This window comes from Paenibacillus sp. Dod16 (genome assembly GCF_049893405.1).
GTDB lineage: Bacteria > Bacillota > Bacilli > Paenibacillales > Paenibacillaceae > Paenibacillus_AQ.
The window spans coordinates 246232-258697 of record NZ_JBNDYG010000015.1; the positions used below are offsets into that span (position 1 = coordinate 246232).

Genomic DNA, 12466 nt, shown 5'->3' on the forward strand with positions numbered 1-12466 from the left:
GGTATCCTTATAGATGCTTTGGATCGTATCCATCTAAAATGCATTCTCGATATGATCCATCGAGACGGGCGTCAGATCTGGGCGAAGAATAATGGAGATAACATCAAACCGGACCGGCCGTTCATAATAACGCTTTTGATGAACGTACTGCTGGGCTGTGTTTCGGACCTGCATCATTTTGCGGGCGTTCACGGACTCGGAAGGCGTGCCGAAGCTGACTGTTCCGCTTCGGCTTCTGACCTCAATCACCACAAGGGTCTCCCCTGTTTCGGCAACGATGTCCAGTTCTCCAAAGCGGCAGCGCCAATTCCGTTCCAAAACCCGGTATCCTTTTTCAATTAGGGCAGCGGCCGCCAGCTCTTCGGCAGCGGCTCCTTTTTGCTTGCGGCTGTCCTTTTTGCCGGAAGGCGAGTTCATTATGGCATCATCCCTCCATCTTTCGCTTGACGATCCACACGATAAACATATGTCAGCACTTCCGCTACAAGCTGGTACAGCTCCTCGGGAATCTGCTGATCCAGATCCAGCTTGGAGAGAATCTCCACCAAAGCTGCATCTTCCTGGACAGGGACGCCATGCTCTTTAGCTTTGTCTAATATAGACTCCGCCAATTTCCCTTGCCCTTTGGCAACCACAACCGGCGCTTCGCTCTCGCCAGGCGTATATTTCAGGGCAACTGCCTTTTTCATGGCTGTTATTTGCCCTTGCTCTTTCTCTTGCTTGGTCATATGCGCATGTCCACCCCTTTATAGGTTTGCGGGGTGTATTCTGCTGCCGTTCCCTGTACGGACATGTCTGAATTAGGCGGGGCAACTAGGGGCAGCAGTTCTGTTTTTACGCTGAGCAATTGGTAGCCGATAGACGAAACAGCTTGAGCCAACTCTTCTTTTTTTCCCTCAAACAGCTCCGCGGCGTAACTTTGATCATTCCGAAAGCTGAGGCTGACGATCCGGTCAACAACCTGCACATCGATCAAGGTCGGGCCCAGAAATTTCATGTCCAAGTCAAACAAAAGCCTGCAGTTGGTCGCATCCAGCTCGCCTTTGCGGCCTCTGCGGGATTGAATATGTACGGATGCCGTCTGTTCCCCATCGACCCCATGCAGAGGGATGAACATCGTGACCTGCGCAAACGGTGCCGTGCGATCCGTGTTTAGCAAGAGCTGCTGGCCTGTTAAATGCTGAACGAGTTGCTGTGCCGCTTCCTTTAGCGCAGGCGGCGTTTCTTGGCTGGATAACACCTGAAGCAATACTCCCTTCAGTGTGTCTTGCAGGGCAAGCGCCGATTCACCCGTTTGCGTTGAAGCCATGACAGCCTGTTGTACGCCTTGGACAGAATTCTGCTGGCCGGATGGCACAACCGGCTGCGTCAAGCCCTGCTGATTCACGGCACCGGCCTGAGCATTCGGAACAGCTTGCTGATTCGCATTCGCCGTATTCGCCGCATTCCCCGGCGTAGCGAGGGTCCCTGGCATACTCGCTGCTGTGCCACTGCCCCCAGGGGCAAGAGTGGCGGGCAGGGATGCTTGGGCTGCCGCAGGCTGCCCGGCTGGTGCTGCGGCGCCGCCACTGCGCGCCGCTTCGCCCGCGGGGCCCGTCCCGGCCCCGCGCAGGGCCTGCTGCTCGTGCTCCGCACCGAGCAGCTTCAAGAGCCGCCCCACCCACGGCTCCGCGCCAGGGGTGGGCGGCTTTGGCGAAGGGCCTCCGGCCCCTTCGCCAAGAGCTGCCGCCGGCCCCGTGGGCACGGCGGCGGGTTGGCCGGCGGCAGGCGCTGCCGTGCCGCCGCTGGCCCATGGCTGCGCCAGCTCGCCGCGCAGCTGCTGCAGCAGGCCCTGCAGCTTGGTCAGCAGTGCCTGCTGACCTGAGCCGGCCTGTGCGGCACCTCCAGCAGCATTGTTCGCCGCTGCTGCTTGCTGCTGCGCGGCAGCGATCCCCTCTGCGCCAGCTGCTGTCGAAGGCACAGCGGACGCTGCATTTTTTCCGGCAGCCGCAGCGCCTCCGTTACCGTTGCTTAAAGCAGACGCTAGCTGCTGCTCCAACGATTGCAGCAGTTGATGAAGCTGGGGTCCAAACACAGCCTGATGCAGTCCCTTTACACTTTCGGGGGTAATCGGCAGGCCGCGGTGAAACGCGATTGCAGCCGACTCCGCCCATTCCGCCGCGGGAATCTGCGGAGGCTTCACGGCCAATGCCTCACGGAACATGGCGATATTATCCTTCGTCAGCGGGACTCCTGCATTCTGCATACCCTTGATCATTTCACGGTTTTCCTTCGTATCCGGAAGACCGGCAAGATCCAGCACCTCAGCCATCGAAGACGGGGACAGCGGCTGTCCTGGCGTTTGACTAAGCGGCTTGAGTACGGCCGTCCCTCCCTCTCCCGGCGGCTGAACCTCCAGAAGAGCGGTTTCCCCGGCTCGAAGCGGCGTTTCCAGCTTCGCCTTCACTTGAACGCCCTGGATCTGCACCACAGCTTCCTGCCCGTCCTCGGATACGTTCATAACGACACCGCGAACGACCTGACCCGGCTTTAATTCCAACGTCTTGGCGTCTCCCGGCTTTTGCTCTCCCAGGAGTCCGCGAATCAACGATCCGATGTTCACGATAGTTCCTCCCACACCTTCTGTATACCTTATATATCGGCAGCAGCCCGCCTTTTGACGAGGGCGGGCTGCATCGAAATCTAGAATAGCGACAATTGCTCAATCTCCATATTTTTCAGAAAACTTCTTCTATGCATCGCGGTAGGTCCGTGCAGCTGCAGCTGTTCACGGTGAAACTTGGTAGCGTAGCCTTTATGTACGGCAATTCCATATTCCGGATAACGCGTCTCCCATTCCCCTTCGCACAATCTGTCGCGAGTCACCTTGGCAATAATGGAGGCCGCGGCAATGGACTGACTGTTAGCATCGCCTTTGATGATGGCACGCTGGGGAATATCGCATTCCACCTTCTCGGCATCAACAAGCAGAAACTGGGGAGTAACAGCCAATTGCTCGATCGCCATCTTCATGGCAAGTCTTGCGGCTTGTTTGATGTTAATGCGGTCAATCGTTTCCGCGTCCACCAAACCAACGCCGACCGCCAGTGCCTGTTCCATAATGAGGTCATAGAGGGTCTCCCGCTTCTTGGCACTGAGTTTCTTCGAATCGTTGATCCCCTCAAACACTAACCCCTCCGGCAAAATGACTGCTGCTGCGACCACATCGCCGAACAAACAGCCTCGGCCGACCTCGTCGATGCCTGCAATATGTATATAACGGCTCCAATACTCTCGCTCATACATTAATAAATCTGTCATAGGTTTAACCCCTTTGGTTCCGAATTACCGTTTGTTACCTATACGTGCACACGGTGTTTCCCATCTGTTCTATCAATCTAGTAACTCTTCTAGAGTATCATACTCGCCACGGAGCGTCACCCTTTTATCCGTCCCCGCATCCCGGCAGGAATTGGTTCGTCCATCGCCGAACCATCGGTTATAAACCCCGAAAAAAAAGAGCCGCCGGCAACGGCAGCTCTCCCCTTATTCGATTATCGCTCCCTTGGCTTCAGGGCCAAGCCGCCATCGCTGACGATCCGAACCGGCATCCGGCTCATTCATTTCAAGCCCCGAACCGTCAGCCCTTACGGCAATCGCCCGGCCATCGTGCACGGATCGGATGGTTACCGTATCATCTTCCTGACGTTCCACTCGCCATCGCTGATTGTTATAACCGAGATATGTGTATAACTGAATCCGGTTCTGCCCGGTATCCACATCCAAAGCCTTGCCTTCCGGTGTACGAATGGAATACGTATCGTCCTCTCCTGTTGGTACCAATACCCATAACGGGTTCCCCGTACCCGTTGATTCCTTCACGATAACGGGTTCGCCGTTTACGGATTTCTCGGTATAGATCACCTGGTTCATGGCTTCGTTCATGAAGCTGGTTTTCCTCAGACGAGCTTCAGACGAATGACGGACGTAGACATTTTGATAGGAAGCCTGCCCGCCGAACACATTGACGCCAAAATGCCCTTCGGCAAATGTCCCGTCCATCACATCGATTACCGTCTTCCCGTCCACGTCGACTTGAATATGCGGACCTTTCGCTTCAATCCTCAGGTGATAGGTTCTTCCCCCTTGGATAAAACCGGGGACTCTGGCCAGGACCTGACGTTCCTCGAATCGACCTTCGACCATGTAGAAGAGCCGAATCGCCTTCATACCAGGATCCAGATTCAGATAATATCCACTGCGTCCGTCCCCGCTTGCCCGAAACAGCATGGACCCGGCACCGCCTGCTTCCCCAAGCCGCATGTCTCCTTCGAACGTGAAGTCTCCTGCCTTCTCTTGCGCCATATAATTGGCATCGCTTGAATGGCTGCCCCGGATTCCATGCTCGGTAAGAACCCATTTCGAGGCCTTGAGGTCCGGTTTCCATCCCGTCAGATTTGTTTTGAACGTTCCGCTCGTGACCAACACGCGGGTGCTCGCCGATATTTTTCCGTTTGGCGTTGAGGCCATAATCACGGCTTCTCCCGCATTCAAAGCTTTCAATACGGCATGGGTCTCATCGGATGAAACAATCCGGACCGTATCGGGATGACTGGATGTCCATACCAAAGGTTTCTTCCCGTTGCCCTGGACACGATCCACGGCTGCGTACAACGATTCGGTCTCTCCCTGGGACAGGTCCAGCTCGTATGAATCCAACAGGATTCGGGAAGCAGGTTCTGATAGATCAAGATGCCTCCACACGGAATCCAGCTCATGCACCTGAAGGGATTTCAGCTTTACTTGGCCGCCTTGGGTGTAAAAGCTCATCCCCCGTCTGGCCCGATCCGGAAAAATAACGTCCGAGAACACAACGTTTCCGTCATTGCCGAACACCTCGACGGAAGATTCATCGACATAAATACGCAGCTTGACCACTCCATCTATGGGGTGCAGCAAAGCTTTGTGTTCGGTCGAGAACAGGCTGGAGAAATCCGTGGTTCCCGATGCCGAACGGTCAATGAACATGTGATGCGCGGCATTATTATAACCGACCACCGTCTGTTGTCCGCCGCCTTCCCGCAGCCGGAAGCCGAATTCCAGCTCGCTGCTGTCTGTCGGAATCTCGACTTCCGCCTCGATTTCAAACGCGCCGGCCTGAATTCCCTTTAACACATTCTGCGAGGTCTCCGTCACTTCCCTGTTGTTCACATGGATGACCGTATTCCGGAGGGTCTCAAGCTCAGAGATTGGAGACTGGTGCAGACGTATCCCCTCACTCGTCGTTCTGAGCGACAGCTCTCTAGGTATGGTCAGCTGGCCCTTCCAGCCCGAAGTCGGAAAACTGAAGGGATAATCCCAGTTCGTCATCCATGCCAGCATGATCCTACGATTGTCCGGCAGGTCGGAGAAGGACATGGAGGCATAGAATTCCTTGCCCCAATCCGTTCTCAGCACGGTCCCCGCCGTATGATCATTCATAAATTTGCCGTCTGGCGTCACATCGCCGATAAAATATTCCGCATCGGAGCCTTGGGTGTTCGGATTAGCGCCGCTGCTGATCATCAACACCCATTTGCGCTGACCCGAGCCGTCCACGGCAAGCTGAAACAGATCCGGACATTCCCACACGCCTCCACGGATATATTCCCCATACCCGAAACGGTCCGTTAAGGACCAATCGACCAGATTGTCGGAGGTATAGAAGCGGATATGATCTCCCCCTGATACCACCATGATCCAGCGGTTGTTGGCTTCATCCCGAACCACTTTGGGATCGCGAAAATCCCATCCTCCGGGATCCTCGCCCTGTTTGCCCGGGTTCTCGATGAGGATCGGCCGTTCTTTCGAATACGTCCAGGTCGTCCGTGATCGGTGCTGTAAGCAAGTCCGATCTTCTGATTCCCGCCCGGCCGATCAGGATTAAAGGATGTATAGTAGGCAATGAGTCCTTTGCCTCCAGAATCCCCGAACAGACCTGAAGCGTTCGTTGTATCGGCTACGGCGGAACCCGACCAGACATGTCCGAGATCGTTCCAAGGCAGTGCGATCGGCAGCCGGTTCCAATGCAGCAGATCCCGGCTGACCGCATGCGCCCACTGGCCTGCGTCCTGATGGAAAAGATGATACTCCCCTTCGAAATAGACCAATCCGTTCGGATCGCTTACCGAGCCTCGGATTGGGCTATAGTGATACTGCGGGCGGTATTCCTCCGTATAATAATCTTCCATCGGAGTTACGTACACGTCCTGAAAGTAAGCCGTTCCGGACTTTACCTTCATCCCGATCGATCCGTCCGCGTAACTTCCGTCGGAAATGCGGATCGCAGCGGGTTCGTAACCATCTACAGTGACTTGAGTTCTGTCTCCGGAGACGTGGATCTCTACATGATGCACACTTGTGGGCAGGCTTGGGTATGTACGGCTCGATGCGCCAATCACCTTTCCATCCGAGGTTTCCAGCGTTACCCGAACCTGATCATCCTCTCTCCTGAATATGGCTTCGTATCCCTCCGTTCCTTGATCGTTCCCTCTCCAATAGAACCCGGCTTCAGCCTGTCCTCCTAAGGTGATATTTCCTTCCAGCACATAATCCGCAGCCGCATCCTTATAGATTCTGTAGGCTTCGAGCCCTTCCGATGCCGATCCCTTAAGCCCTTTGATGTCAGGCTGCCAGTCCCCGCTCGTATTTACCGGTCCGAACAAGTTGCCTTTCCACTCGCTCACCTTGATATTTTGAAACAGGGCGGAACCATCCCACACATGTAGACCCAGCTGTCCTGTGGAATAAGCCGTATCATCGACTTCCATTATCGGTTCATATTGGTTTCCCCAAAACACCTTGATATTGCTGTCTACCACCTTGACCTTAAGGTGAACGATTTCCCCTTGACTCAACGAGAGCGCTTTTTCAACCTTCAATCTTCCGTTCCCTTCGCGGGCATCCTTGAGGCGAACCAAGCCTGCACTGGGTACGATTTGCAGCATATACGATGACCAGCCGTCAACGCTTGAACGAAAGACCAGCGAAGCATCTGCTTGCATATCCGTAATCATCACATCGGCTTCATAGACAAAATCATCCGCTCTGGTTGCTGAGATCGCCGCTGCATTCTCACTTGAATCGGAACTAAGCCGTAAACCTTCTGCCGTTTGTTCCATATTGCCACTGCCCTTCAACTGCCACCCTTCGAGGTTGGTCTTTACATTGGATACGCTTTCAAAAATGTCGTTTTCTCCTTTCCCTTCCAAAGCTGCATTCGCTTCTTGGATCGCTGACGCAGCCCATGCCGAATCCGGAATGACGCTTGTCGCCAGCAATAAGGTCATCGTGATGGCAGACATCGTGCGCAGCAACATGGTATGTACATCCTGCGGTAATTTCATATAACCACCTCGTTTCGATTCTTTACCACACGTTAATATAGGAAGGAACAGCCCGAACACTCGGGCTGATCTCCCAATTGTTTATCATTGCGAATCTTGCCATGCCCGGATTCCCAGAGCCAATGCGCCGCATAAACCGGACTGGGTGCCTAATACCGGAGGAACTATATAATTCTCGATATCGTGTACAATTTCGTCGGCAAGCACATATCCGTTCAAATTGCGCTTCACCTCTGCACGAATGAGGGAATACAGCTGAGCTTGCTGCATAACCCCGCCGCCCAGTATGATCTTCTCCGGGGAATTCGTCAGGATCAGTCCGGTTATGGATTGCGCTATATAATAGGCTTCGATTTCCCAAGCGGGATGGTCGGCCGGCAGCAGATGTCCTTTCAACCCCCATCGGGCTTCAAGCGCCGGCCCTGCTGCCAATCCTTCCAAGCAATCGCCATGGTAAGGACAGGTTCCTCCAAAGCCATCTTCCGGATGGCGTTTAACGGGAACATGGCCTCCTTCCGGATGAACCAATCCATGAACCAGTCGTCCTTCGGCATAAAGGCCGATCCTAAGACCTGTACCCACCGTATAATAAGCGCAGCTGCTCAGCCCTCTCGCTGCTCCCCAAGTCGCTTCTCCATAAGCAGCTGCATTGACATCCGTATCCCAGCCATAGGGAATGTTCATATGCGACTTCATCTTACCAAGGACATCTGTATGAGACCATCCAGGTTTCGGTGTTGACGTTACATATCCGTATGTCGGGCTCTCCTGTTTCAGATCGATGGGGCCAAATGACCCGATGCCAATGGCTTCTACCTCATGATCCTTGAAATAGGAAATGGCTCTGGATAATGTCCCTTCCGGCTGTCCTGTCGGAAAGCTGATGCTGTCCTTGACGATTCCGTCTTCACTTCCAATACCGCAGACAAATTTGGTGCCGCCCGCTTCCATTGCTCCAATATGCATACTGCCGGATCTCCTTATGTCTTATCGATTCATATTACTTTAACTGGCCACCAGATGAAGAAACCTCATAGATATGGAGGGATTCTATGATCTTCCGGTTATCATCAGCAAATACGGTTATTCCCGTTGATGCGGGATCAGGATAAATCAAATCCGTGATCACCGCCTGCCCGCGATCCGCGAACAGCTCCACGGACGAATGGTCCACGAAGATCCGCAGTTCCAGCATAGAGGCCGGTGTCTGTAACGGTGCCGCATGCTTGCCGGGGAAATCTTTGTGGAAATCCGCCTGCCCTGAACGGCTGCGATCCACGTATACTTCGGCTAACCTTGCATCCCAACCGACCAACGTTTCTTGTCCTAATCCTGCCCTTACCTTCAAACCAAGCGAAGATGCTGGATCAAAGCGGACAAGGATCTCGAAGTTCTCCAGCCGTACAGCCGCTAATCGGACAGCAGCTTCATCCACGGCTATATCACGCAAGGAAAGCACCTCATGACGATACGCTTCGATTTCACGAATCGGCTGCTGCGTTACCATGACTTCACCTTGCAGCGTCTCCAGCTTGAGTTCCCGCACCAAGGTCATGGCCCCCCTCCAACCATCCGTCGGTGTCAGGTTTGCGTATTTCCAATTGCTCATCCAGCCAATGAACAGCCTTCTGCCATCCGGTGCAGGAATGTCGGACCAGCTGACTCCGGCATAATTGTCCCTGCCGTAATCCAGCCACCGCACATCACACTTGGAGCGCTCATCCGGAATAAACGCTGTTCCGTCAAAATCTCCAATAAAATATTGCGTTCTGGAGCCCTCGACATAGGCCGGATCATCGCCAATGCTGACAAGCATGACCCATCGTATTCCATTGTTCTCCGTAGTAAGTGGGAACAGATCGGGGCATTCCCATACTCCGTCATGAGATCCGATGCCCTCTCCAAACTCGCTGGCAAATACCCATTCCTTTAAATTGGAAGATCGATAAAGACATACCGTCTGTCCGCACGCCACAATCATCACCCACTGCGATGACGGCTCATGCCAGAACACTTTGGGATCCCGAAAATCAACATAGCTGTCATGGCGAAGGACCGGATTTCCTTCATACTTTCTCCAGGTTCTTCCTTCGTCCTTACTGTACGCCAGACTTTGATACTGAATCACTTGCTGCGCGCTCGGCGCATCATGATGGTGAGTGAAAATCGCCACAAGCCCGGGCGCTTCGTCGAAAAATCCGCTGGAATTGTTCCAATCTACAACGGCACTGCCCGAAAAAATCGTGCCACGTTCATCCGGCGCTAATGCAATGGGAAGCTCTTCCCAGGAAACCAGATCCTTGCTGACCGCATGCCCCCAGTGCATGGGTCCCCATGTGGTGCCAAAGGGATGATGCTGATAAAACAAATGGTATTCCCCTTTAAAATAAACCATGCCATTGGGATCATTCATCCAGTTCTTCTGTGGTGAAAAATGATAGGCATTTCGATAGTTTTGTTGTTTTGTCTTAGACATTCGGTGATCTCCTTCATTATCGTTATCATGGGTTTACGACAGTACTTCAACCATATGCATCAACGGCGGCCGCATTCCACACGGTTACTTCATGTTCCTGTCGTATCCCGTTTGTTTAATCGTCATCCACTCCTGAAGTCCAAGTCGATCCAATTCCTTCAGATAAGCGTCCCATTCCTGATCTACTTTTCCATTCTGGTACCATTCGGTGCGCATTCTTTCCAGGTAAGGGAACAAGTCCGCTTCAATCGTGGATAAGCGATCCAACTCGTCGATGGAGAAGAACACTTTCGGATACGTATTCTCCGCTTTCATATGCGGTACCATGACGTCTTTCATGAGTTTGAGCCTCCACGCAGCATCATCCGGCATCGTGGTGTATTTGCCATAATACTCGTCCAGGATCGCAAGCGGCCCCGCGATGCTTGTTTTTTGTCTTAGCTCTACCGGAGCCGTGCCTTCAAGCGGAAGATGCTTCAGCATCCCTTTGGCTTCGTCCAGCTCAAAAATATTCTGCTGGGTATCATCACCGTAGGTTCCCCAGTTGTTCTGAACCGATTGGAGCGGTTCATACATCGCATCGATCCATTTGGCCGTTTCTTCCAGCTTCTTGTTGCTGCTGGTAATGACCAATCTTCCCCGGTCAAGACCGATCCCGTTCGTTCTCGTCACATTGATCTCACCGGACGGTCCTGCAAGCGGCGGCATCAGGTCATACGTATCATTCATGCCCGTGATGTTGGCTTTATCCCACGTAAAATACATGCCGTACCGGTGGTCCTTTCCCTTAGCCAGGTAGGTATTCCAATCCTGCTGGAAGGCTTCAATGTCGATTAATCCCTCTTCATATAATTCGTGAATGAATGCTATGGCTTCCTTATACCCCTCCTCTGCTGCGGTGAACACCACCTTGCCATCATCCGTAACAACGGTATGATCCCAGTTCTCGCCCAAGCCGAATGAAGCAAACAGGAATGTCAGATCCTCGCCGCCCGGCTTATTAATGAAGGAAAGCGGTATTTCGTCCGCCTGTCCGTTGCCGTTCGGATCTTGGGTTTTGAACGCTTTCAATACCGTTTTTAGCTCTTCCGTGGTGGTTGGCATCTCAAGCCCCAAGGCGTCGAGCCACTCCACGTTAATCCAGGGGAAGTTATCCACCGATTGAATCCGCTCTTTCCCTGAACCCAACTCCTCGATCCATGGGAAGGAATAAATATGCCCATCCGGCGCCGTAATCATGTTGACGTATTCCGGTGCTTCCTCAAGTACCTTTTTGAGATTGGGCATATGCTGTTCGATCAAATCCTCCACGGGAATGATAACCCCGTCCTTCGCCAATTTCAGTAGATCATAGTCTCCGTATCCGGCATCGAAAATGGCATCCGGCAAATCGCCGCTCGCCACGGCCAGATTGCGTTTTTCCGCAAATACATCGCTGGTGTAGTTCTTCCACTTGATGTGAATGCCGGTTTTCTCCTCCAACCGCTTGTTGATCAGCTTCTCGTTAGGGTCGGCAGGAGCCAGCGGAGAGCTTTGCGTCAGGACGTTCAGGGTGACCTTACCGTCCGGCGACTCGCTTTGTGCCTCACCGCCACTGCCGCATCCGGCCAAGAGCAGCACGGCTGCCAGAGCTGTCAGCGTTACCGTTTTTTTACGGTTATGTTTCTTGAATCCCTTCTTATTCATATCAATGACCTCCCGAATCATATATTTGGATTACTATGTTGAGGGCGGGCCACTATTTGAGCGAGCCTACCATAACACCTTTTTCAAAGTACTTTTGGAAGAACGGATACATAATCAGCAGCGGAAGGCTGGATATCACGATCGCCGAATATTTAATCATTTCCGAGAGCCGTTTCAACTCCGCCATCGCAAGCTGGTCGCTGATCATGCCCGGCGCAGCTTGGTTTTGTATCAGAATCGATCTAAGAACGAGCTGCAGCGGGTGCAGCTTGGGATCGTCCAGATAGATCATGGCATCGAAGAATGCGTTCCACTGGCCCACGAAAGCATACAGCGCGAGCACAAAGATAATGGGCTTGGATAGCGGCAGGACGATCCGGACAAAGATTTTCATATCGGAAGCCCCGTCCACATTAGCAGCCTCCTTCAATTCATTCGGTACCCCTTTGAAGAAGGTTCTGGACAAAATGATATTCCACACATTGACCGCACCCGGGATGATCACGGCCCATACCGTATTGAGCATGCCAAGCTCCCTCACGAGCAAGTACGTAGGAATCAGTCCGCCTCCGAAAAATATGGTGATAATGAACAGCGTCATGAAAAAGTGTCGTCCGGCCAGCCGGTTCTCCGAAAGGGCGTATCCCGCACAGACCGAAACCGTTACCGTGAGAAGCGCAAATGCTGTTGAATAGAACACCGCATTGCCAAATCCGCGAAGCATCGCAGGATTGGACAGGATCATCTGATATCCTTCCAGGCTCCAATCGGAAATTTTAAAAGATAGTCCTTGATTCAGCAGCACGGTGGGATCCATGAACGAAGCAACGACAATGTAAACCAATGGAACGACCACGACCAGTACGGCAAGCGTTAAAAAGATTGCATTTAATGACAACAGAAAGCGGTCGAAGCGTGAATGTTTAACGGCCATGAATAT

The 12466-nt window shown here is 53.0% G+C and carries 8 protein-coding genes and 1 pseudogene; all 9 read right to left on the reverse strand.

Annotated features, from left to right (window positions below):
* Positions 1–33: 33 nt before the first annotated feature.
* The 9 genes and pseudogenes from ACPV3A_RS14025 to ACPV3A_RS14065 all read right to left on the reverse strand — a co-directional run bounded on the left by ACPV3A_RS14025 (position 34) and on the right by ACPV3A_RS14065 (position 12460).
* Complete coding sequence (locus ACPV3A_RS14025) at positions 34–417, reverse strand: YraN family protein (RefSeq protein WP_194543584.1); 384 nt, start codon at positions 415–417, stop codon at positions 34–36.
* Positions 417–728: an EscU/YscU/HrcU family type III secretion system export apparatus switch protein gene (locus ACPV3A_RS14030; protein WP_426199982.1), complete on the reverse strand. Its 312-nt coding sequence runs from the start codon at positions 726–728 to the stop codon at positions 417–419. The genes ACPV3A_RS14025 and ACPV3A_RS14030 overlap by 1 nt, the downstream gene beginning before the upstream one ends.
* Positions 725–2602 carry a hypothetical protein gene (locus ACPV3A_RS14035; RefSeq protein WP_426199983.1) on the reverse strand — a complete coding sequence of 626 codons (1878 nt, stop codon included), beginning with the start codon at positions 2600–2602 and terminating at the stop codon, positions 725–727. Before ACPV3A_RS14035 ends, ACPV3A_RS14030 begins: the two co-directional genes overlap by 4 nt.
* 80 nt (positions 2603–2682) lie before the next feature.
* Positions 2683–3300, reverse strand: coding sequence for a ribonuclease HII (locus ACPV3A_RS14040; RefSeq protein ID WP_426199984.1), 618 nt, complete (start codon positions 3298–3300; stop codon positions 2683–2685).
* Between the two features lie 225 nt (positions 3301–3525).
* Positions 3526–7364, reverse strand: a pseudogene (locus ACPV3A_RS14045) (GH32 C-terminal domain-containing protein).
* An 84-nt stretch (positions 7365–7448) separates the two neighbouring features.
* Positions 7449–8330: an ROK family protein gene (locus tag ACPV3A_RS14050; protein WP_426199985.1), complete on the reverse strand. Its 882-nt coding sequence runs from the start codon at positions 8328–8330 to the stop codon at positions 7449–7451.
* Positions 8331–8364: 34 nt separating this feature from the next.
* A complete protein-coding gene (locus tag ACPV3A_RS14055) occupies positions 8365–9840 on the reverse strand; it encodes a glycoside hydrolase family 32 protein (RefSeq protein WP_426199986.1) in 1476 nt (491 codons plus the stop codon).
* Positions 9841–9924: 84 nt separating this feature from the next.
* A complete protein-coding gene (locus tag ACPV3A_RS14060; RefSeq protein ID WP_426199987.1) occupies positions 9925–11526 on the reverse strand; it encodes an ABC transporter substrate-binding protein in 1602 nt (533 codons plus the stop codon).
* A 52-nt stretch (positions 11527–11578) separates the two neighbouring features.
* A complete protein-coding gene (locus tag ACPV3A_RS14065) occupies positions 11579–12460 on the reverse strand; it encodes a carbohydrate ABC transporter permease (protein WP_194543592.1) in 882 nt (293 codons plus the stop codon).
* Positions 12461–12466: the final 6 nt, after the last annotated feature.